At 41.5% G+C, this 20,746-nt stretch carries 21 protein-coding genes and 1 pseudogene; 15 read left to right on the top strand and 7 right to left on the bottom strand.

Going from position 1 to position 20,746, the window contains the following annotated elements; all coding sequences use genetic code 11:
- The first annotated feature begins 52 nt into the window (after nucleotides 1-52).
- Entirely contained in the window at nucleotides 53-886 is an 834-nt protein-coding gene (locus ACH784_RS15710; protein ID WP_404391767.1) for a sulfurtransferase, read from the top strand.
- Nucleotides 887-910: 24 nt separating this feature from the next.
- On the opposite strand, the gene ACH784_RS15705 is transcribed toward ACH784_RS15710, so the two are convergent.
- The gene (locus ACH784_RS15705; RefSeq protein WP_404391765.1) at nucleotides 911-1,243 is read right to left on the bottom strand and encodes a DUF5522 domain-containing protein; all 333 of its coding nucleotides are present in this window, start codon (nucleotides 1,241-1,243) and stop codon (nucleotides 911-913) included.
- Nucleotides 1,244-1,270: 27 nt separating this feature from the next.
- On the opposite strand from ACH784_RS15705, the gene ACH784_RS15700 reads away from it, so the two are divergent.
- On the top strand, nucleotides 1,271-1,609 hold the full coding sequence (locus ACH784_RS15700) for a hypothetical protein (RefSeq protein ID WP_404391763.1): 339 nt from the start codon (nucleotides 1,271-1,273) through the stop codon (nucleotides 1,607-1,609).
- An 84-nt stretch (nucleotides 1,610-1,693) separates the two neighbouring features.
- On the opposite strand, the gene ACH784_RS15695 is transcribed toward ACH784_RS15700, so the two are convergent.
- A complete protein-coding gene (locus ACH784_RS15695) occupies nucleotides 1,694-2,662 on the bottom strand; it encodes a class 1 fructose-bisphosphatase (protein ID WP_138560505.1) in 969 nt (322 codons plus the stop codon).
- Between the two features lie 160 nt (nucleotides 2,663-2,822).
- On the opposite strand from ACH784_RS15695, the gene ACH784_RS15690 reads away from it, so the two are divergent.
- The gene (locus ACH784_RS15690; RefSeq protein WP_404391760.1) at nucleotides 2,823-5,249 is read left to right on the top strand and encodes a zinc-dependent metalloprotease; all 2,427 of its coding nucleotides are present in this window, start codon (nucleotides 2,823-2,825) and stop codon (nucleotides 5,247-5,249) included.
- Nucleotides 5,250-5,327: 78 nt separating this feature from the next.
- Here ACH784_RS15690 and argE read toward each other — a convergent pair whose 3' ends face one another.
- Nucleotides 5,328-6,488, bottom strand: a complete 1,161-nt coding sequence (gene argE / locus ACH784_RS15685; protein WP_404391758.1) for an acetylornithine deacetylase — start codon at nucleotides 6,486-6,488, stop codon at nucleotides 5,328-5,330.
- A gap of 187 nt (nucleotides 6,489-6,675) precedes the next feature.
- On the opposite strand from argE, the gene argC reads away from it, so the two are divergent.
- The 10 genes and pseudogenes from argC (at nucleotide 6,676) to ACH784_RS15635 (ending at nucleotide 14,992) form a co-directional block, all read left to right on the top strand.
- Complete coding sequence (argC, locus tag ACH784_RS15680; protein ID WP_404395297.1) at nucleotides 6,676-7,689, top strand: N-acetyl-gamma-glutamyl-phosphate reductase; 1,014 nt, start codon at nucleotides 6,676-6,678, stop codon at nucleotides 7,687-7,689.
- Nucleotides 7,686-8,465: an acetylglutamate kinase gene (gene argB, locus ACH784_RS15675; protein ID WP_404391756.1), complete on the top strand. Its 780-nt coding sequence runs from the start codon at nucleotides 7,686-7,688 to the stop codon at nucleotides 8,463-8,465. The genes argC and argB overlap by 4 nt, the downstream gene beginning before the upstream one ends.
- A gap of 9 nt (nucleotides 8,466-8,474) precedes the next feature.
- Nucleotides 8,475-9,395, top strand: coding sequence for an ornithine carbamoyltransferase (locus tag ACH784_RS15670; protein WP_404391754.1), 921 nt, complete (start codon nucleotides 8,475-8,477; stop codon nucleotides 9,393-9,395).
- A 10-nt stretch (nucleotides 9,396-9,405) separates the two neighbouring features.
- Nucleotides 9,406-10,614, top strand: coding sequence for an argininosuccinate synthase (locus tag ACH784_RS15665; RefSeq protein WP_404391752.1), 1,209 nt, complete (start codon nucleotides 9,406-9,408; stop codon nucleotides 10,612-10,614).
- 23 nt (nucleotides 10,615-10,637) lie between these two features.
- Nucleotides 10,638-12,005, top strand: a pseudogene (argH, locus tag ACH784_RS15660) (argininosuccinate lyase); the annotation flags it as partial.
- Nucleotides 12,006-12,271: 266 nt separating this feature from the next.
- Nucleotides 12,272-12,448: a hypothetical protein gene (locus tag ACH784_RS15655; RefSeq protein ID WP_404391750.1), complete on the top strand. Its 177-nt coding sequence runs from the start codon at nucleotides 12,272-12,274 to the stop codon at nucleotides 12,446-12,448.
- A gap of 17 nt (nucleotides 12,449-12,465) precedes the next feature.
- Nucleotides 12,466-13,008 (top strand): hypothetical protein, encoded by a 543-nt coding sequence (locus ACH784_RS15650; protein WP_404391748.1) that lies wholly within the window; start codon nucleotides 12,466-12,468, stop codon nucleotides 13,006-13,008.
- Nucleotides 13,009-13,212: 204 nt separating this feature from the next.
- Nucleotides 13,213-13,776: a hypothetical protein gene (locus tag ACH784_RS15645; protein ID WP_404391746.1), complete on the top strand. Its 564-nt coding sequence runs from the start codon at nucleotides 13,213-13,215 to the stop codon at nucleotides 13,774-13,776.
- Between the two features lie 9 nt (nucleotides 13,777-13,785).
- Nucleotides 13,786-14,376 carry a hypothetical protein gene (locus tag ACH784_RS15640; RefSeq protein ID WP_404391744.1) on the top strand — a complete coding sequence of 197 codons (591 nt, stop codon included), beginning with the start codon at nucleotides 13,786-13,788 and terminating at the stop codon, nucleotides 14,374-14,376.
- 19 nt (nucleotides 14,377-14,395) lie between these two features.
- The gene (locus tag ACH784_RS15635; protein WP_404391742.1) at nucleotides 14,396-14,992 is read left to right on the top strand and encodes a hypothetical protein; all 597 of its coding nucleotides are present in this window, start codon (nucleotides 14,396-14,398) and stop codon (nucleotides 14,990-14,992) included.
- On the opposite strand, the gene ACH784_RS15630 is transcribed toward ACH784_RS15635, so the two are convergent.
- Nucleotides 14,989-16,353 (bottom strand): capsule assembly Wzi family protein, encoded by a 1,365-nt coding sequence (locus ACH784_RS15630; RefSeq protein WP_404391740.1) that lies wholly within the window; start codon nucleotides 16,351-16,353, stop codon nucleotides 14,989-14,991. The genes ACH784_RS15635 and ACH784_RS15630 overlap by 4 nt on opposite strands.
- Nucleotides 16,350-16,832, bottom strand: a complete 483-nt coding sequence (gene coaD, locus ACH784_RS15625) for a pantetheine-phosphate adenylyltransferase (protein WP_404391738.1) — start codon at nucleotides 16,830-16,832, stop codon at nucleotides 16,350-16,352. Before coaD ends, ACH784_RS15630 begins: the two co-directional genes overlap by 4 nt.
- 251 nt (nucleotides 16,833-17,083) lie before the next feature.
- Between coaD and ACH784_RS15620 the strand changes: the two genes are divergently transcribed.
- Nucleotides 17,084-17,740 (top strand): TetR/AcrR family transcriptional regulator, encoded by a 657-nt coding sequence (locus ACH784_RS15620; protein WP_404391736.1) that lies wholly within the window; start codon nucleotides 17,084-17,086, stop codon nucleotides 17,738-17,740.
- A 115-nt stretch (nucleotides 17,741-17,855) separates the two neighbouring features.
- Nucleotides 17,856-19,313 (top strand): tRNA uracil 4-sulfurtransferase ThiI, encoded by a 1,458-nt coding sequence (gene thiI, locus ACH784_RS15615; RefSeq protein WP_404391734.1) that lies wholly within the window; start codon nucleotides 17,856-17,858, stop codon nucleotides 19,311-19,313.
- 50 nt (nucleotides 19,314-19,363) lie between these two features.
- Here the strand turns inward: thiI and ACH784_RS15610 are convergent, their stop codons facing one another.
- Complete coding sequence (locus ACH784_RS15610; RefSeq protein WP_404391732.1) at nucleotides 19,364-20,269, bottom strand: ketopantoate reductase family protein; 906 nt, start codon at nucleotides 20,267-20,269, stop codon at nucleotides 19,364-19,366.
- Complete coding sequence (locus ACH784_RS15605; RefSeq protein ID WP_404391730.1) at nucleotides 20,262-20,612, bottom strand: VanZ family protein; 351 nt, start codon at nucleotides 20,610-20,612, stop codon at nucleotides 20,262-20,264. Before ACH784_RS15605 ends, ACH784_RS15610 begins: the two co-directional genes overlap by 8 nt.
- Between the last annotated feature and the right edge of the window lie 134 nt (nucleotides 20,613-20,746).

The following is a 20,746-nucleotide window of genomic DNA, read 5'->3' as shown; positions in this document are numbered from 1 at the left end:
TAAATTTGCCGTCTAGTATAGCCTGATTGATAGGCCCTTTGGGAGTGTATGGATGAAAAACATCAAGTCCTGCGAATGGTTACAAGAAAACCTTGAATACGTGCATGTTTTTGATGCCGGTATAGTGAATGCCGGTGAAAAAGGAGCGTATCGCCCTCAAGCGATTATTCAAGGCGCTAAACGGTTTGATATCAAAGGTGCGCTTTGTGAACCCGATGCAGTGCTATCTAGTACTATGTGCGGTGCGCAACAGTTTCAGGCTGAAATGCGCCAACTGGGCGTGAATAACGTTGACACTGTGATTGTTTATGACGACAAAGGTTTATTCAGTGCAGCACGTGCTTGGTGGATGTTCAAAAGCATGGGTTTTGACGAAGTGTATGTACTAGATGGTGGTTTAGTGCGTTGGCTTGAATTGGGTTTACCTACTCAGGTTGAGTACAGCCAAGCTAAAACGATAGGTGACTTTGTGGCTCACCCAAAAGCGGGTTACTTTATCGATAAGCAAGTGGTTCTCAATGCCATAGACGATCCCAGTACCTTATTACTTGATGCGCGCAGCTATAAACGCTTCACTGGCGAGGAGCCTGAACCAAGAGCCGGAATGATTTCGGGGCATATTCCAAACAGTAAGAGTATGCACTATGCGAGTGTGCTTGATGAAAGCAAATGCTTAAAGCCAATCTCTGAATTACATGCAAGATTGAAAGCTTTGGGTGTCGAAGGGAAGTCTCTGCAATTTAGCTGCGGCTCCGGCATAACGGCTTGTATTTTGGCCATGATAGCAGATGAATGTGGTTATCAAGATTTAGCTGTGTACGATGGCTCATGGTCAGAGTGGGGCAATGCCGAAAATATCCTACCGATAGAAACAGGCGAAGTATAAGTTACTACTTAACCAGAGCTCAGGTTACTTATAAGGGCAATGGCGGCAGCCGTTGCCACAGCACTTACCCCGTTTTAAGTGCGCCCAACGACTCATCACGAGTAAGCCATTTTCCATATCGTAATCAATGCCTTCAATAAAATTAGTATCGTTTTGATAAGGTCGTGCGAGCGCAAGCTGCTCCTTAATAGGTTTGTTTTTAATACCTTGTATGTAAGTCCTAATATTTTTTATTAAACAAGTGCGACACACGCAGCCAGATGACTCGGAAATAGGTAGAATATTTGGCAGTGTCATACACCAGCAATCAGTGTCGGCACTACATTTTAGACTTTGCTGGCATTGCGAGCAGTTCATGAATACATTCGAATAAGAGAAATTTGCGTGAATAATAACATGACTCATCTAGAGGCTGTAAAAGCCATTGTGCAATTTAGTGAAAAGCGTTCAGAGGCCTTTTCAGTCTTACTCTCTGCGTCGCAATCAGAGGTGGTTTATTGTGTCAGCAATCAAGATGTGCTAACTGTATTAGATAAAGTGCTTATTGAGCAATTAGACATGGATGAATTAGAAATGTGGGCACAGTTACTCGATATGCGAGAAGACATCGATACACAACAAGTGGAAGGTGTGTTGTATGCCTTAAGTAACCCTGAGCAGATGGGAGAGATTACAATGGAAAAGATTCAGCAATTAAGCAACTTGTTGGAAGCTAAAAGCTAAAAGCTAAAAGCTATGAGTCAGAACTAGTTAAAAAGTAAAAAGCAGCCGAAGCTGCTTTTTTAATACGTAAAACTTGAAGCTTACTTATTTGTGATAAGCCAAACACGCCTCAACTTCGTTCTTAGAACCAAGAATTACCGCAACGCGCTGGTGGATGTCATTTGGTTGAATATCCATAATACGCTCTTCACCTGTGTGCGCTAAACCGCCCGCTTGCTCTACAAGCATTGCCATTGGGTTTGCTTCGTACATTAAACGAAGTTTGTATGGTTTTTCTGGGTTTTTGGTGTCAGCAGGGTAAGTGAATAAACCACCGCGGCATAGTACACGGTGCACGTCACCGACCATGGCTGCAATCCAGCGCATATTAAAGTTTTTACCGCGAGGGCCTGTATCGCCAGCTAACAAATCTTGAATGTAGTTTTTCATTGCTGGCTGCCAATGACGCTGGTTAGACGCATTAATAGCGAACTCTTTGGTATCTTCTGGAATTTTCGCAAAGTCTTCAGTTAATAAGAAGCTGCCGTGCGTTTTATCAAGGGTGAAAATACGTGTGCCTTTACCTGTAGAAAGCGCAAGCGTTGTAGATGGGCCATATAGTACATAACCTGCAGCAACTTGCTTGTGACCTGGTTGCATGAAGATAGCAGGATCCGCAGGATCTGAATCTTTAGGCGCTTCCATGATTGAGAAAATCGTACCAACCAGTGAGTTGATGTCGGTGTTTGAAGAACCATCAAGTGGGTCGAACGCGACGATAAAATCAGCGTCAGGGTTGCCTGCCACCGTGTAGTCTTCTTCTTCAGATGCAATCGCTTTTACATAGCCAGACTCTAATAAGATGTCTTTTAAAAGCTGGTTAGACAGTACATCAAGCTTCTTCTGAGTTTCACCTTGAATGTTTTCGTCTAATGTTGAACCCAATACGCCAGAAAGTGCGCCTTGGCCAACACGGAATGAAATTTCTTTACAAGCCGCAAGGATAGTGCGGATCAATGAAACTAACTCTCTAGAACAACCGTCTTCAATTAACACCGGAGGAAGTCTACGCATAGTAAATAGTCCTGATAACGTTATGGTCGCAGCCAAGTATAGTGTGAGAGAGGGCTGCGTGCCGCGCTGAATTTTGTCTTAAATAGCTGTTAAACAGATTGGATAAATTATACTGTTACAATGACAACCACTTAAAACCTCTAATAACAAAGATAAGATTATGCGAAAAATTGGATTTTTACCTGTCATATTCTCAGCTTTGCTGGGCACTATGATAACCCAAGCGCACGCCGCAATTAAGTCTATTGATGAGTTTACTGAAAAGTTTAATCATTTTCCGGGTCATTACTCCTTCTATGCCGACACGCAAAGCGGCAAAATTTACCTTGATGTTGATAAATTCAAGCAACCCTTCTTGCTGCAATTTAGTTTGCCGTACGGGGTGGGTTCGAATGATATCGGCCTAGATAGAGGCCAACTAGGCGGTACGCATATCGCGCAATTTGAGCGCTTTGGCGATAAAATCATGCTTCGCGCCTTAAACACTTACTATCGTGCGAGCTCGAATAACGCCGCAGAAAAGCAAAGTATCAATGAGGCATTTGCTTCAAGTATTTTGCAAGGCTTTAAAGTTGTTGCTGAAGATAACGACAGCGTCTTGATTGATTACACACCTTATCTGTTATCAGATGTGCATGGTGTGAGCCGTACACTAGCAAATCGTCAACAGGGTAGCTTTAGCCTAGATACTTCGCGCAGTGCGGTATTTATGCCTCGCTCAAAAGCATTCGTAGATAACACAGAGCTTGAAGCCGTCTTAACGTTTAAAGGCAGCAAGCCGGGTGAATATGTTCGTCAAGTCAGTGCAGATCCATATGCAGTGACAGTTCACCAGCATCACTCATTAATTAAATTACCTGATGATGAATATCAGCCTCGCCAATTCCATGCGCAATCTGGATATTGGAGTATTGAGCACAAGGACTACTCGGCATCGCTGAGCGAGTCTATGTTAGTGCGTTATATTCCACGTCATCGTTTAGCGAAAAAAGATCCAACGGCAGCGCAAAGCGAAGCGGTTGAGCCGATTGTGTATTACCTTGACCCAGGTGTTCCAGAGCCAGTTAGAACGGCATTACTAGATGGCGCACGCTGGTGGGAGCAAGCGTTTGAAGCGGCGGGCTATAGCAACGGTTTCCAAGTGAAAATTTTACCTGAGCATGCCGATCCTATGGATGTGCGCTACAACGTGATCCAATGGGTGCACAGAGCAACACGCGGTTGGTCGTATGGCTCGTCAATTATTGATCCGCGTACGGGTGAAATCATCAAAGGTCACGTCACATTAGGCTCATTACGTGTGCGCCAAGATATTCTAATTGCAGAAGCGTTGGCAGCGCCTTTCGTGAAAGGTGACGAAGTGAATGTACATTTACAGAATATGGCCCTTGATCGTATTCGTCAGCTGAGTGCCCACGAAATTGGTCATACGCTGGGTATTGCGCATAACTTCTCGGCCTCGATTAAAAACAGAGCGTCTGTGATGGATTACCCGCACCCGTTGGTTGGTTTTGATGCACAAGGTCAGTTAGATATTTCTAAAGGCTATGCTAAAGGTATGGGCGATTGGGATATTCAAGCGGTGAAATATGGTTACAGTGATTTCAGCGGTAAAGACGAAGCGACTGAGCTTGCCAATATCATCACTGAAAACCACAACAAGGGGTTAGAGTTTATTTCTGACCCTGATGCGCGCCCGCAAGGTGGTGGTCACCCAACCGCGCATTTATGGGATAACGGTGAAAACCCAGCCGCAGAATTACTACGAGTACTCGATATTCGTCAGCAAGCGTTGAATACATTCGGTATTAATAACATTAAAACAGGTGTTGCCCTGTCTCAGTTAGAAGAGAAACTCGTACCCCTGTTTTTATTCCATCGCTACCAAGTTGAGTCGGCTGTGAAGCTTATCGCGGGTATTGATTACGATTATGAAGTACGAAGCGAGCGTGCTGTTAAAGGTGCGCAAATTGTAGACAAAGCGACGCAGCAACAAGCACTATCGGCGATGCTGAAAACCCTTGAAGCAGAGCAGTTGATGATACCTGAGAGCATCTTAGCTTTGATCCCGCCTAAAGCATATGGTGAGCGTAAAACCCGTGAGAGTGTCTATGGTCGCACAGGCTTAGCCCTTGATGCCATGGCGTTACCGGAAGTGGCAGCAAACCATAGCTTAAAGCTGCTATTGAATGCTGAGCGCTTAAATCGTTTATCGCAGCATGCTGCCAGAGATAGTAAAAACTTTGGCTTGAGCGACCTAATGAATACGCTATACAGCAAGGTATTTGAAGCGGATAGCGCAGCAGGTATGACACAAAAACTAACTCAACGCGTGCAATTTTTAACAGCGGCACGACTAGCCCAGTTAGCAAGTTCAAATAAAGTTGAGCCAGAAGTGCAAGCACAGTTACGCTTTCAGTTAATGCGCGTAGCGAAACAGTTTGATCAAAGATCGCTCTTTAGCAATGTCAGTGAAGACACGGCATTCAGGCATGATCTTGCACGTCAAGTGAAAGTGTTTTTAGAATCAGGAAAGTGGCCAGAAGGCTTTGCTGCATTAAAAATGCCACCGGGCTCACCAATTTAACTTGATAATAAGTTAGTTTATTTCAATAACGAGGGCGCTATTACAGCGCCCTTTTTTACTCACCTAAGTTAAGTGAAGTTAACTATTTGCGAAGCAGAGTTGATTGATAAGTTGAGTGATCTTCTCTTGTGAAGGTTTGATCTTCTCCATTGCTAAAAACTCATCTGGCTGGTGGGCTTGTTCGATAGAGCCCGGACCCATAACAATCGTTTCACAGCCAAGTTGCTGCAAAAATGGTGCTTCGGTACAGTAGTTCACCGCAATGGCTTGTTCCCCAGAAACCGCTTCGGCGAGTTTTACCAAGGCGCTATCGGTTGTGCCAGTAAAGGCTGGAATAGGATCGTGTAAGTCGATAACAGCAACACTATTTGGGTATTCATCATTAATGGGTTTAACCGCTTCTAGCAATAATAATTGCAGTTCTTGAATGCTTAGGCCTGGCAGTGGACGAATGTCTAAGTGTAGTTCGCAGCAGCCACAGATACGATTGGCATTATCTCCCCCATGAATATGCCCGAGGTTTAAAGTCGGGTAGGGTATTGCAAAATGCTCAATTGAATATTTATTCTTTAAAGTGTCTTTTAGTTGCAACAGCTTTGCAATAATTTTATGCATCACTTCAATGGCATTTAAACCGCGTGCAGGATCAGAGCTATGACCCGACTTACCCGTCACTCGAATGGCGGTACTCATATGCCCTTTATGGGTGAATACAGGCACCATGTCCGTCGGTTCCCCAATAACACAAAACTCGGGTTTTAAGTTTTGATGTTTTGCCACTTCTTGTGCGCCTGCCATGGTGGTTTCTTCATCTGCGGTGGCAAGGATCATAATGGGTTTAGCTTGTTTTGCATTTTGTGAATCAAGTTGCTTTATGGCTTCAATCACAAATGCAAAAAAGCCTTTCATATCAATTGAACCTAGACCATAGAGTTTGTTATCGACTTCGCTGAGTTTAAATGGATCGTAACGCCAGCGACTATCGTCAAAAGGCACTGTGTCTGTATGTCCTGCCAACATCAAACCGCCTTCACCTTCGCCACGTTTTGCCAGTAAATTAAATTTACCCGGCGCGCTTTCAAGTTCAGTTATTTCAACCTGGAAACCTAAATTTTCACACCAGTTTGCAAGCAAGGTAATGGTTGAGAGATTACTCATGTTGAGCTGTGGGTCGAGTGCGCTGATCGAAGGCTCGGCGATAAGCTGCTGGTACATATTAATAAAAGCGGGAGTGGTCATATCAGTCCAAAATATTTATTCAAAATGTTTGCATAATAATTTATATGTGTTTAGTATGAATATCAATTCACTTTTTAAGCATAAATATAAATTGAGGCTAAGATGCGACGATATACATTCAACACTTTTTAAATAATGCCCATTGGGCACGAAACGGAACCAAATTTTTAGAGATTTTTTTACTATGTTGAATGTAACCATTATTGGCGCTAGCGGCTATAGCGGCGCTGAATTAGCCAGTTTAATTGCCAAACATCCCAACTTCTCCCTTGCTGGATGTTTTGTGTCAGAGCAAAGTTTAGACAAAGGAAAACTACTGAGTGACTTGTATCCAGAACATGCCTCTTTGCTCGACACGCTTCTTTTACCACTTAACGAACAAGCCTTTATTGATATCGAAGCAAATGCAGACTTTGTGTGCCTGTGTACAGATCACAAAGTCAGCGTAGAGCTTGCGCCTAAGTTTTTAGCTATGGGCAAAAAAGTATTTGATTTATCAGGCGGCTTTAGACTTAAAAATCCTCAAGATTACGACAGCTTTTATGGCTTTACGCACCAATCACCAACCTGGCTTGCACAAGCCGAATACGGTTTAGCAGAGTGGAATGCAAAGGGCATTTCACAGGCGCAACTCGTTGCCGTTGCTGGCTGTTATCCAACGGCTGCATTAAATGGTTTAAAACCACTTAAACAAGCCGATTTACTTGCTGACGATACCATCATTGTTAACGCGGTATCGGGCGTAACGGGTGCGGGTCGTAAGGCCAATATTGGCACCCAGTTTTGCGAAGTGTCTCTCGCGCCTTATGGGTTATTCAATCATAGGCATACGCCTGAAATTTCACAGTATCTTGGTCATTCAGTGTTATTCACCCCGCACTTAGGCAACTTTGCTCGCGGTATTCTCGAAACCATTTATGTGAAGCTGAAGCCGGGTGTAAGTGAGCATCAAGTTAACGAAGCATTCCAAGTGCTCGCCGACGAGCCGTTAATTCGTTTAAAAGGCAATAAGCAAATGCCGTCAATTAAAGGTGTGGCCAAACAGCCGTATGTTGATATTGGTTGGCAAGTACAAGGTGAACAACTGATCGTGGTGGTTGCCATTGATAACCTGTTAAAAGGGGCTGCTGGCCAAGCGCTACAGTGTATGAATATTGCAGCATTGTTACCTGCTGAACTTGGCTTAAAAGGAGTGTCATGAAGATGCAAACATGGGTTATTAAAGTCGGTGGCGCGGTGTTAAACACGGAAGATGCAGCGATGGGACTATTTTCTGCAATTGCTGAGCTAACAAAAGTACAAATCGACAAACAGTTTGTTGTGGTACATGGCGGCGGCGCGTTAGTTGATAAGTGGTTGTCGGATGCGGGTTTTGCAACGGCTAAGCATCAAGGTCTTCGTATCAGTCCAAAAGAACAAATGCCATATATTGTGGGGGCATTGGCTGGTACTGCGAACAAACAATTGAGTGGTCAAGCGATTAAAGCGGGTTTAAAGCCTGTGGGTACTTGTTTATATGAAGCGGGTTTAATTGCTTCGCAAAAACTCAAAGCATTGGGTCAAGTGGGCGAGTGCCAACAAGGTGAAGCAAGTATTTTACCTACACTCTTAGAGCTGGGTAGAACACCTATGGTGAGCTCAATTGGAATTGGCGCTGATGGCCAACTTTATAACGTCAATGCCGATGAAGCGGCGGCGGCGATTGCTGAGCAACTAGATGCTGAGCTTATTTATATGACAGATGTAGAAGCGGTGCTTGATGCGAATAAGCAACCTTTACATCAATTATCTGAACAACACATTGCTACTCTTATCGAAGAAGGAGTCATTGTTGGCGGCATGGAGGTCAAAGTGAAGACCAGCCTGCACGCTGCACAACACTTACGACGCGGGGTGTATATATCGAGCTGGCAGAAGCCAGAAAATCTTATTGCCTTAGTTCAAGGCATTCATGTCGGTACAAAAATTACACCTTAGGAAATAGCAATGACATCTCATTTTTTAACAGGATTAGAACTAAATAAAGCACAAGCGCTAAAACTATTATCGCTTGCACAAACAATTAAGCAGCAGCCAAAAGAGTTTAACCAGGCGCTTGCTGGTCAATCTATCGTTACTTTGTTTGAAAAGCCGAGTTTACGTACTCGTGTATCTTTCGATATTGGTATTAATCGTTTAGGCGGCCATGCGGTTTATCTTGATCAACAAAACGGTGCAATGGGCGGTCGTGAGTCGGTGAAAGATTTTGCCCTCAATATTGCAACTTGGGCGGATGGCATCGTGGCACGTGTTAATGCGCATAGTTCACTGCAAACATTGGCTGAGTTCTCGAGTGTTCCTGTGGTGAATAGCTTATGTGATCTTTACCATCCATGTCAGGCATTGGCCGACTTTTTAACACTGCAAGAAGTACATGGCGATGTCAGCAAAATCAAACTGGCGTATCTAGGAGAAGGTAATAACGTCACTCACTCTTTGATGTTATTAGCTGCAACCTTGGGTACTGACTTTGTGGCGATTAGCCCTAAAGGCGCGTCACCAGATGCACAGATTTTAAAACAAGCAGAACAACTGGCATTAGAGTCTGGTGCGTCAATTACAGTCAGCGATGACATAGAAGCAGCAACAGGTGCCGATGCTTTATATGCAGATACCTGGGTTTCAATGGGTGACACAACACCACTTGAGCAAGTTAAAGCTAAGTATATGCCGTATCAAATTAATCATAAGTTGGTAGAACAATCAGGCGCAAGCACGATTCTACATTGCCAACCTGCTCACCGTGAATATGAGATCACCTCAGAGGTGATGGACGGTGCAAATTCAAAAATTATTCAACAAGCTGAAAACCGCATGCATGCCCAAAATGCACTGCTGGTGTCACTGTTAAATCCAAATTATGTGTAAGGGTAAAGTAATGAGCGAAATCAAAAAGGTTGTATTGGCATATTCTGGTGGTTTAGATACGTCAGCGATTGTGCCTTGGCTAAAAGAAAACTATGGCTGTGAAGTTGTCGCCTTTGTTGCCGATGTGGGTCAAGGTGAAGAAGAGCTAGTGGGTGTTGAAGAAAAAGCCTTAGCATCGGGCGCATCTGAGTGTTACATCGTCGATCTAAAAGAAGAAATGGTCAGTGACTACATTTACCCAACACTGAAAACCGGTGCTATTTACGAAGGCACTTACTTACTAGGCACGTCTATGGCGCGTCCTATTATTGCTAAAGCGCAGGTTGAAATTGCTCGCAAAGTGGGTGCTGATGCGCTATCTCATGGTTGTACAGGTAAAGGTAACGACCAAGTCCGTTTTGAATCTTGTTTCTCTGCACTGGCACCAGATCTAAAAGTGATCGCACCATGGCGTGAGTGGGATCTATCTAGCCGTGAGTCATTACTCGACTACCTAGCAGAGCGTAATATTCCATGTGCAGCATCAGCGACAAAGATTTATAGCCGCGACGCCAATGCTTGGCATATTTCGCATGAAGGTGGTGAATTAGAAGACCCGTGGAACCAGCCAAGCGATCAAGTTTGGACTTGGACCACTGCGCCAGAGCAGGCACCTGACAAACCAGAGTTTGTTGCTGTGTCAGTAGAGAAGGGGCAAATTGTTGCGGTTAACGGCGAGCGTTATAGCCCATATAAGTGTTTAGTCGAGTTAAATAAACTGGCGGCACCGCATGGTGTGGGTCGTGTTGATATTGTTGAAAACCGCCTAGTGGGCATGAAGTCTCGTGGCTGTTACGAAACGCCAGGTGGCACAGTGATGATGGCTGCGCTGCAAGCGATTGATGAATTGGTGTTAGATAAAGCAAGCCGCAAGTGGAAAGAAACCCTGTCATCTGAGTTTGCACATTTAGTGTATGACGGTCGTTGGTTCACACCGTTAAAAGATTCAGTATTAGCTGGTGCTGAAGCGCTAAGTGAAGTTGCAACAGGTGAAGTAATCTTAAAAATGTATAAAGGCCAAGTGGCTGCAGTACAAAAGCAATCGGTTAATAGCTTATACAGTGAAGATTTTGCCACATTTGGTGAAGATGATGTGTACGACCAGTCGCATGCTGAAGGGTTTATTCGCCTGTTCTCGTTGTCGAGCAGAATTGCCGCGTTAAACGCAAAGGCTAAATAAAAGTTAAGTTCGGAGATTTCAGCATGGCACTATGGGGCGGCCGTTTTTCATCAGGACCTGATGAGGCCTTTAAACAATTTAATGATTCTTTGCCGTTTGATTATCAAATGGCAGAGCAAGACATTATCGGCTCAATCGCTTGGGCCGGTGCACTTCAACAAGTAAAGGTGTTAAGTGCGCAAGAGCATACAGAGCTGGTTGCAGCTTTGAATGAACTATTAAGCGATGTACAACAAGATTTATCAGCTGTAGCGAGCGCTGGGTATGAGGACATCCATTCGTATGTTGAAGCTAAGCTGATAGACAAAGTAGGCGATTTGGCGAAAAAACTACACACGGGCCGCAGTCGCAACGATCAGGTTGCGACTGATTTTCGTCTTTGGAGTCGAAGTACAGCCGAACAAATAGTTGAAGCCATTCAGGCTTTAAAAGCTGAGTTCGTCGCCCTTGCCGAACGTGAGCTAGGCACGATTTTACCTGGTTATACGCATTTGCAGCGAGCGCAGCCGGTATTATTTAGTCATTGGTGTATGGCCTATGTTGAAATGCTTGAACGAGATGAATCTCGTTTAAGCGATGCTATTACTCGATTAAATGTCAGCCCGCTGGGCAGTGGCGCGTTAGCAGGCACTGCTTACCCCATTGATAGGGAAGCTTTGGCGCACAATCTAGGTTTTAGTCATGCCAGCCGTAATAGCTTAGATGCAGTGTCTGATCGCGATTTTGTGGTTGAGCTTTTAAGTTGTGCCAGCATTTCAATGATGCATTTATCTCGTTTCGCAGAAGATTTGATTTTTTATAATTCAGGTGAAGCTGGTTTTATTGAGTTGGCCGATAATGTGACTTCGGGTTCATCATTAATGCCGCAAAAGAAAAACCCAGATGCTTTAGAGTTGATCCGTGGTAAAACGGGCCGTGTCTTTGGGGCTTTTAGCGCTATGATGATGACGCTAAAAGCACTACCGCTTGCATATAATAAAGATATGCAAGAAGACAAAGAGGGTTTATTTGATGCTATGCCAACTTGGCTTGCCTGTATTCATATGGCACAAGCCTGTATTAAAGGTATCAAGGTAAATGGTGAAGCAACGTTAAAGGCGGCAAAAGGCGGACATGCTAATGCCACAGAGCTTGCTGACTACCTAGTTGCTAAAGGTATTCCATTTAGAGAAGGTCATCATATTGTTGGTCAACTTGTTCAGCATGCGATTAGCAAAGGTCACAACCTAGAAGATTTATCACTTGATGAATTTCAGACCGTTTGCTCGGTGATCGAAGATGATGTGTATCCCGTTTTAGAAATTGATGCCTGTATTGCCGCACGGCAAGCCCTTGGGGGCACCTCGTTGCCACAGGTGAAATTGGCAATCAAAACGGCAAAAACTGCTCAAAACTTTAACTCTTAAGTTAAATTAACGAAAGAGCATTGTGTAATAAATAGCTTACTTCATCATTTAAGTGATTGTTTATTAATCGGAAAGCGCCAACTCATAATTAAGTTGGCGCTTTTTTGTTTGTTATGAACATAAAAACGGCAATTAAACAAGATGCGTGTAATGTCGTGTAATATTGGATCGATCATTGCTAATTACCCTTTAACAATAATTAAACGTCAATTTAGTGACTCTCTGTTTCACGACACAAATAAGGAAACATTATGTTAAAGGTAATCAAAACTTTAGTATCAAAACAACGTTCGGCTCAAAGCACTAGCCAAATCAATTCGCTTTCTGGTAAGGTAATTAAATCTGAAAAATTTTTAGAGCAAATTACTGGTGCTCGCGGTGGTGGCGGCCTTTACCCAAACCCTGTGAAAACAGATGAAAACAACTAATAATTAAAGCTCTTTTGGTGGGATTTATTTTTACTTCAGCAAGTTTAGCGCTTCACTTTGATACAGTTATTCTAATAGGAATGGTATTAGCATTTTTGCTAAATGCATTTTTTTATATTTCTGATATCAGTAAAAATTTATCCCTTCTTTTGACATCTTTTTTGATGGCCGCTTCTTACTATACCAGTAACCATTTTATTACATTAGGTGACGACACAACATACATATATTTAAGGTGGGTAGCTTACGACTTGTTTACTGTATCTGCCATCTTAATAGCCAACAAGTTAATGAGATTGAAGAAGTGTATTGCTGCTAAATATGTTATTTTTGGTCTGCTTGCTAATGCGCTTTTATGCCTAATGATCCACATTGATATGAGAATATTGGAGAACCAAGATCCTTGGTGGTTCTGGTATTTCTACACCTTAGCAATTAATACAATAGACGTGATCATGGTGGCTGCATTGATACTTGACCGAGATTTCTTAGGTGTGAAATTTATCAAGCACAGAGTTAAAAAGCATTTTTCAAAAAAGCAAAGAACAATTTCAACTTAGTCTTTTTATGGGGAAAATATAACAAGCGACTTCCTTTCTTGCATATAGCTCCTAAACCAATTTTATTCACAATAATTTCCTTCATTGCTTTGTAAGGCTTGTGTCTGTTAGTAATACCGTTTACTTTGTCACTTAGCTTTAGATGAACCAAGTCATTCTTTAAGACTTTTTATACAGCATAATTACTTCAGGTCATGAATTACTGTGAGTATCTTTTTCTCCTCGGTAGCTTTTACTAGCTTTTTATCAAATTTTGTAATTTGGTGTTTTCTAATGGCTACCTTATTAAATTTTGTGAAAATGTCAGGTTGGCAATTTCAAAATGTCGACAAGGATAGGTTTAAAGAGCCTTTGCTGCTTTCTGCCATAATGTTCCTTTCTTATTTTTTGGGCAGTGTCATTGACTATTTTCTAAATTTGAAAGAATTCATTTCTTATTTTCATCCAAATAGCTATTACTTTCTACTCGATATTTTAACGGCTTTTTTTATCTATAAAGCGGTTAAAGTAAGCTCAAAGCAAGGTTTAATTTGTAAATTGTATTTGTTGTGTGGCTTGCTGTTTAACGCATTGCTATTTTTAATAATTCAAATAGAGGTATTCCTGATATACGAAGGGTTTAAACCTTATGAGCATTGGTGGCTTTGGTATGTGTTTTCTATAGGTATTAATACTTTTGATGCCATGATGGTTTTAGTGCTGATTTTGCAAAAAGACTTTCTTAAGCTTCATTTTTTAATCAATAAAGCTCTAAATTGCTCAGAATAACGGTTTGCTATGAATAATTACGATATGGTTTATTTTGGTAACTACATTGATTTGGACTTAGTAGCTGGTTTTCTAAGTATGCATTTGGTCACCTGGTTGTTATTTTTAGTTATGCTGACTAATTATGTGAAAACTTCAAATGTGCATTCTTCTAGTGCTAAAAGGGCTGAGAGAAAAGAGGTTTTAAAAGTATCAGTCTTGATGTTTTGTTCATACGCATTAATGATACCAATAGAGTATTTAGTAACACGGTTTGATTTTTCTTCGCATTACTTTCCCTATACGGTTTATTTTTTGTTAGACCTTTTCACTGTTCTATTTCTTTGTTTTGTGATGCGTATACGAAGTGAAAAGGGTCAACTTTGCAAACGTTATATCGTTTTTGGTTTACTTTGTAACTCTGCTTTATTTACATTAATTCAAATCGATTTGCTACTGATGTATAGCCAATATAAAACGATGGAGCCTTGGTGGTTCTGGAGTGTCTTTACAATAGGTATAAATTTTTTTGATGGCTTGATAATTATAGTTCTATTGATTAATAAAGACGTTGTATGGTTAGAAAGATCTAATAATAGATGGAAGCAGCAGCTTCATTAGAGTGTAAAAGAGATATCTTATGTCAGCCCCCCAATACTTTTTTGGCGAATTAATTTATTTTGAGGCGATTGTCAGGTTTCTATTCTCACATATTGCTACTTGGCTTTTCTTTATGGCGCTGTTATTTAATTTCGTACGAACTTCTATCTCTCATAGTTCTAAAAAGGAAAAACAGAAAACTTCAAATACTTTTATTCTGTCACTAGTGATGTTTATATCTTATGTTAGTGCCATTCCGATTGATTACTTATTTAGATTAACTGAAGCTACATCTCTGTTTTATCCAAAAACTTTTTACCTAGTTTTAGATTTGGTGACTATTTGGATCTTATTTCATTTTTTTAGAATGAATTCTTGTGTTGGTAAAATTTGCAAGAGGTACTTATTAATTGCACTTTCCGCTAACTCATTACTCTTCTTTTTGGCTCAGCTAGACTTATTTCTCATGTATGAAGGTTATAAAGAACTAAAACCTTGGTGGTTCTGGTCGCTATTTACAGTTGGAATCAATACATTCGATCTCATTATGGTCTTAGTATTAGTGATACAAAAAGATTTCTTAGGTTGGAACAAATTGGCCGAAAAAGTTAAGGGCGCTAATCGCGCCCTTAACTAAAATTGAATTTCCCAGCTTGCTGAGACTGCGGTATGAGTCTCTGACTCTTTGGGTCCTTTATCTTTCCAAATACTCAAACCGAGCTTTCCTAGGCCTGTAAATAGACCTTGTTGGTAGCCAACTTCTAATAAGCTTCTATCTAAATTCTGCGAATCAAAATCTAATTGCTTTAATTTAGCATAACCACCAAATCCAGAAAGGCGATAATAATCTACGCCAAATGTGATACTACTTGCTTGTGGCCCCATGGCTGCGCCCAGCCATTGTCTGCGTTGCATGTAGTCAGCACCTTGGTTTGCGGTGGCAAAATTACATTGAAAGCTGGCTTGCTCAGCTTGGCAATCTACTTTGGTGTCACTGAATTCAATGAAGCCTTTTGCGCGATAGTTCATATCGCTAAGGTGACTTTCTATACCGTATGTATGGCTGCTGTTGCTCGGTAATAACCCTGAGTCATTTTCACCAGCAAGCTCCGCATAAATAGCGAAAGGTAAACCTTGAAATACACTTGAATACTTGGCATCAAGACTGGTTAAACGTTGTTTACTTTGAAGCGCTGCGTTTTGAGGATCTAGTTTATAAATAAAGTCACTCGACGTTGAGCTAAAAGCGATTTCTAATCCGGTAAGTGGCATGCTCGATAAACGCACGCCCCAAAAGTCACCTTCTTTCTTTGTGGCTAAGGTAGGCTTTTGTTTGGCTGCGATTGCGGTCATTTGCCAAGGGCCAATAAACGATAAGAAAGATGGGCCTCGGTAGTCGCTATTTGCTCTACTCAACCTAAGTGCTTTCATTGGTGCGGCATGATTACTGAGTAATAAAGCTTGCTCGTTACCTGGTCCCCACCAATAGTTTAATTGTTCGATACTGGCCGACCAGTTATCGAACAACACGGCGACATGACTGCCATAATGATTGATATATTTACCATCAATCGCATCGTCCGTGTAATTAACTTGTACTTTGGCACTGGCATCTTTACTGGTGATTTGACCAAAAGTTTTCACCCCAGATTTTGCGCCTTTACGTTCGCCTAAGCCTTCTCTTAACTCGGGTTCTTGGTTGTAAAATGCCTTAATACTTGAGCGCTGTTGCTGTTTTGCAATTGCAAGCGCGTGTTTTACATGCGCTAAAGCAAATTGCGCTGACTCTGGCACTTTATCGTTATCGATAGATGAAATATCTTGTACTAAACCACGCCATAATAACGGGTACTGATTGACAGGTCGGTTTATTAAATTATGGCTAACTAGCAAATCGATTGAATGCTTAAGCTGTGCTTCTTCTGCGTCGATCCATGGGCTCGAAATTGCTGAAAAGCTGCAAAGGCCCACAGCGAGGGCTAATACTTTTAATTTCATCCGTGTAACTTTTCCAATAAAGCTTTGGCAACAATAGGGTCTACAAATTCGGTTACATCCCCATGATGTAAGGCGACTTCTTTAACTAAGGTTGAAGAGATAAATGAATTTCTTTCTGATGGCGTTAAAAATACGCTCTCAAGATCTGGATTCAAGCGGCGGTTCATATTGGCCAATTGAAACTCGTAGTCAAAATCAGAGACCGCACGTATACCGCGAATTAATACTTGTGCATTTTGTTGTCTTGCTAGGTCAACTAATAGGCCCGAAAAGCCGATGACCTTCACATTTTTATATTCACTCAACACTTGTTCAGCGAGATCAACACGTTCTTCTAAACTAAAGCAGGGCTTTTTACTTGGATTATTGGCAATGGCCAGTAACACCACATCAAACATTTTAGCAGCGCGCTTAATTAAATCTGCGTGACCATTGGTAAGAGGGTCAAAAGTGCCTGGGTAGAGTGCGGTAACTTTCATAACAATTCAGTAAGAATAAAATTTGCCTAATAGTATCAAGCTTTATGGCTAATTTCACTGGTCTGCTTAGCAACTTGTGACTTATAACTGAGCTGTTTTAGTGGTATTTTCGATATCGTTATAATCTCTCTGCTTGAGTTTTATTTTTAGGAAATTACACATAATTTATGTCATATGACAGAATCTAATAAGTAATCAAGGCAGATTTTAGTTATTATAACTGTCATTAATAGCGTGTCTGAGAGCAGGATATGAATACCAAGGAAAAAATTATTCGTACCAGTATTGCCCTATTTAATCTTCATGGAGAGCGAGCGATAACCACTAATCATATCGCTTCAAATTTGGGGATAAGTCCGGGTAATTTGTATTATCACTTTAAAAACAAAGAAGACATTATTCGTAATATCTTTACTTTGTATCGAGAGCATTTGAGCACTCATTTTAAGCCATTAGATACATCACATGAGCCGCTTGAGCAGCTTACTCAGTATCTAGATTCATTGTTTGAACTTATGTGGCGTTACCACTTTTTCTACGATAATTTGACCGATATTCTGGCCAAAGACAGTGATTTGAAAAAGCAATACATAGAGTTTCAAGCTGACTTGTTTAACCAAGTTCGTTCGGTGGTAATTGGTTTACGCAGTGCGGGTGTCATCGAGATCACAGATGAAGATGCGTCTGAATTCGCTCATATGTTAAAAATGACGGTGAGCTTCTGGACGCCTTACGTTAAAGCGCGTCGCATGACTGGGGTGTTAGAGCAGCAAGATATTTATAACGGTATTGTGAAAGTATTGGTGCTCGTTAAGCCTTACTGTACTGACTTAAGCTTTAAGAAAATTAGTGATTTACAAACTCACTATCAGCGACTTGCTGATGAGGCATTGCCTAGCATAGCTTAACTTTATCGTTAAGAAAGCTATCTGGAGATTGTTTATTTCCTCATCGCATAGAAATTTGCTATAATCGCGCGCCCGACTGACGCGGCGCGCATTCGCCCACCTAAAGAGTGTTTCTATGCTTAAATTTATCGTAAAACTGCACCCTGAGATCGCGATCAAGAGTAAATCTGTTCGTAAACGCTTTACCAAGTTACTTGAGAAAAACATCAAGCTAATCTTACTTCGTAAAGATGAAAAAGTTCGCGTAAAAAACAACTGGGATAATATTGCAGTTGAAACGGATATTAGCGATGCACAAACTCGTGAATGGTTCATTGATAACCTAAAACGCGTACCTGGTATTGTGCAATTTATTGAAGTACAAGAAACACCTTTTGAAACCATTGATGATATTTATCAGCGTACTTTAGAACTTGCGAGCCATACAATTGAAGGGAAAACCTTCTGTGTTCGTGTAAAACGTAACGGTAATCATGATTTCACTTCAACAGACGTAGAGCGTTATGTTGGTGGTGGTCTTAACCAAAATGTTGAAGGCGCTAAGGTTAAATTAAGTAAGCCTGAAGTTGTGGTTAAAATCGAGATCAAAAAAGATCTGGCTTATATTGTTACCCACACTCACTATGGTATTGGTGGCTTCCCTCTGCCGACACAAGAAGATGTATTATCACTGATCTCAGGTGGTTTTGACTCAGGCGTTGCGACATATCAGATGATGCGTAAAGGCGCGCGTACTCACTTCTTATTCTTTAACCTCGGTGGTGCTGCTCACGAAATCGGCGTGAAGCAGGTAAGTCACTATCTATGGAAGCAATATAGCTCGACACACCGCGTTAAATTCATCACCGTAGACTTTGAGCCTGTCGTTGCTGAGATTTTAGAAAACGTAGAAAACGGCCAAATGGGCGTGGTACTTAAGCGTATGATGATGCGTGCAGGTGCGGCAGTAGCTGAAAAAGTAAATGCTCACGCGTTAATCACAGGTGAAAGTGTTGGTCAGGTATCAAGTCAAACACTGGCTAACTTAAGTGTGATCGACCGTGTAACTGAAACACTGATTTTACGCCCGCTTATTCAGCACGATAAAGCTGACATTATCAAGATTGCACGTGAGATTGGTACAGTAGAAATGGCAGAATCTATGCCTGAATACTGTGGTGTTATTTCACAAAAGCCGACTGTTAAAGCGAAAATGTCAAAGATCTTGGAAGAAGAAGCTAAGTTCGACTTTGATGTTTTAGATACAGTGATTAAAAACGCGACAGTAAAAGACATTCGCGAAATCGAAGAAGAAGCGAAAGAAGAAGTTAAAGAAGCCGAAACGGTTAGTGAGCTTCCTGAAAATGCTGTGGTACTTGATATTCGTTCGCCAGAAGAAGAGGATGCAAACCCACTTGAGCTTGAAGGGGTAGAAGTAGAGCATATTCCATTCTTTAGATTAGCGACTAAGTTTGGCGATCTGCCTCAAGATAAAGAATATTACTTATATTGTGCCCGTGGCGTAATGAGCCAGCTACAAGCCCTTATTTTGCATGAAAACGGCTACATGAATGTAAAAGTGTACCGTCCATAGCTAGTACTAACTACTAAATAAAAAGCCGAGTTTAGCTCGGCTTTTTGCTATCAGCTTGTTTGCTCTAAACGTACAATTTCTTCAAGCATGGCCCGGTTATACGGCGCATCCAATCCCAGCTTTTCTGCTTCACTGACGATATAGCCACAGATTGCCTCAATTTCAGTTTTACGCCCTAATTTTACATCTTGTGCCATTGATGAGTTATTGCTGCGAGTTTGTCGCATAACGGTATATGCACTGTTGAGTGCTTGCACTAAAGTGATGCTAATTCCTAACTTACCTGCGATGAAGCAGGCTTCGTTTAATAAGTTCATCACTTGTGTAGCGTAATTCGGTTTGAGTAAATATCCATTTTGAACTTGATGCAAAGCGGTGAGTGGATTAATGGCAATATTAACCATCAGCTTTTGCCAGCGCAGCAATGTAATGTCGTTATGAATGGCGCTGTGAGAAATACTTTCAGCAAATACCGCTTTATAAAAAGTATCAATATTATTTTCAGCTTCAGTATTACAAGCACCTAAATAGGTTGCGCCAATGCCTGTTTGAATTACGGTGTTGTTAGACGCTTTAAGTGCACCACGTGATGTACTCATAAAGTATAGGCTTTGAGTCGTGGTGAGTTGCGACGTGATCTCTGCCAAATTGGTAATACCATTGTGACTGATAATTATCTTGGCTTTTGGCGCTAAAAAAGGCTGAATGGCATTAAAGGCACCTATGAGTTGGTAAGCTTTAACGCAGATAAAGCAAATCGAGATGGTATCTTGCGGAGTTAAACTTGTTACGTCAGCTATGTTGGCGGCTATCGGCGTGACGGTTTCATTTTCTTGGTAGTAAAAGGCGCCTTTTTGTTTATTTCGAGTCAGTAGCGTGACTTGATGATGCTTGCTTAAATGAAACCCAAAGCTTAAACCGACAGCGCCCGTACCGAGAATGTGAATGTTAGCCATTCTTGCGAACTCGCCATTCTCGCCAAGCAAAGTATCCGAGGTAATAACTTGCCGCACCTGCGAAGTCAGCAACAAAATCACCTACCGAAGCCTGACGATAAGGAAGCGTATCTTGCATATATTCAATACCTACACCGTAAGCAGTTAATAAACAAAGCTGAAGCCAGATTGGAAAGCGAATGGCGTGATGCATAATAAAGGCAAGCACAAAGAAAATTCCAAAATGCGCAACCTTGTCGGCATGTTCAAAACGTATACCAGAATGCTGGATCTCTTTAGCAAATAAAAAAGTACAAATACTTAAAGTGATGATTAGTAGAACTTGGTAAATACGCCGAGTCACAAAACTTCCTATATCTCTATGCAGGCAAAGTAGAGCCAGTATATCACCGAAAAATGGATGGTGGGTGAATATACTAAAGTGCTCTGTAAATAGATGTTATCAGCCGAGATAAATTTTTTCACCGAGTTGGTTTT

Origin of the sequence: Pseudoalteromonas phenolica (assembly GCF_044788725.1) — a bacterium.
In the GTDB taxonomy this organism is placed as follows: domain Bacteria; phylum Pseudomonadota; class Gammaproteobacteria; order Enterobacterales; family Alteromonadaceae; genus Pseudoalteromonas; species Pseudoalteromonas phenolica_C.
The sequence above is the reverse complement of the archived record's forward strand: the minus strand, read 5'-3'. Positions and strand labels throughout refer to the sequence as shown.

What these genes read in the sequence shown, in the direction of transcription:
- ACH784_RS15710 (WP_404391767.1), top strand. Translation starts at nt 53, where the DNA reads ATGAAAAACATCAAGTCCTGCGAATGGTTACAAGAAAACCTTGAATAC.
- ACH784_RS15705 (WP_404391765.1), bottom strand. Translation starts at nt 1,243, where the DNA reads ATGAACTGCTCGCAATGCCAGCAAAGTCTAAAATGTAGTGCCGACACT.
- ACH784_RS15695 (WP_138560505.1), bottom strand. Translation starts at nt 2,662, where the DNA reads ATGCGTAGACTTCCTCCGGTGTTAATTGAAGACGGTTGTTCTAGAGAG.
- ACH784_RS15690 (WP_404391760.1), top strand. Translation starts at nt 2,823, where the DNA reads ATGCGAAAAATTGGATTTTTACCTGTCATATTCTCAGCTTTGCTGGGC.
- argE (WP_404391758.1), bottom strand. Translation starts at nt 6,488, where the DNA reads ATGACCACTCCCGCTTTTATTAATATGTACCAGCAGCTTATCGCCGAG.
- argB (WP_404391756.1), top strand. Translation starts at nt 7,686, where the DNA reads ATGAAGATGCAAACATGGGTTATTAAAGTCGGTGGCGCGGTGTTAAAC.
- ACH784_RS15670 (WP_404391754.1), top strand. Translation starts at nt 8,475, where the DNA reads ATGACATCTCATTTTTTAACAGGATTAGAACTAAATAAAGCACAAGCG.
- ACH784_RS15665 (WP_404391752.1), top strand. Translation starts at nt 9,406, where the DNA reads ATGAGCGAAATCAAAAAGGTTGTATTGGCATATTCTGGTGGTTTAGAT.
- ACH784_RS15655 (WP_404391750.1), top strand. Translation starts at nt 12,272, where the DNA reads ATGTTAAAGGTAATCAAAACTTTAGTATCAAAACAACGTTCGGCTCAA.
- ACH784_RS15640 (WP_404391744.1), top strand. Translation starts at nt 13,786, where the DNA reads ATGAATAATTACGATATGGTTTATTTTGGTAACTACATTGATTTGGAC.
- ACH784_RS15635 (WP_404391742.1), top strand. Translation starts at nt 14,396, where the DNA reads ATGTCAGCCCCCCAATACTTTTTTGGCGAATTAATTTATTTTGAGGCG.
- ACH784_RS15630 (WP_404391740.1), bottom strand. Translation starts at nt 16,353, where the DNA reads ATGAAATTAAAAGTATTAGCCCTCGCTGTGGGCCTTTGCAGCTTTTCA.
- coaD (WP_404391738.1), bottom strand. Translation starts at nt 16,832, where the DNA reads ATGAAAGTTACCGCACTCTACCCAGGCACTTTTGACCCTCTTACCAAT.
- ACH784_RS15620 (WP_404391736.1), top strand. Translation starts at nt 17,084, where the DNA reads ATGAATACCAAGGAAAAAATTATTCGTACCAGTATTGCCCTATTTAAT.
- thiI (WP_404391734.1), top strand. Translation starts at nt 17,856, where the DNA reads ATGCTTAAATTTATCGTAAAACTGCACCCTGAGATCGCGATCAAGAGT.
- ACH784_RS15610 (WP_404391732.1), bottom strand. Translation starts at nt 20,269, where the DNA reads ATGGCTAACATTCACATTCTCGGTACGGGCGCTGTCGGTTTAAGCTTT.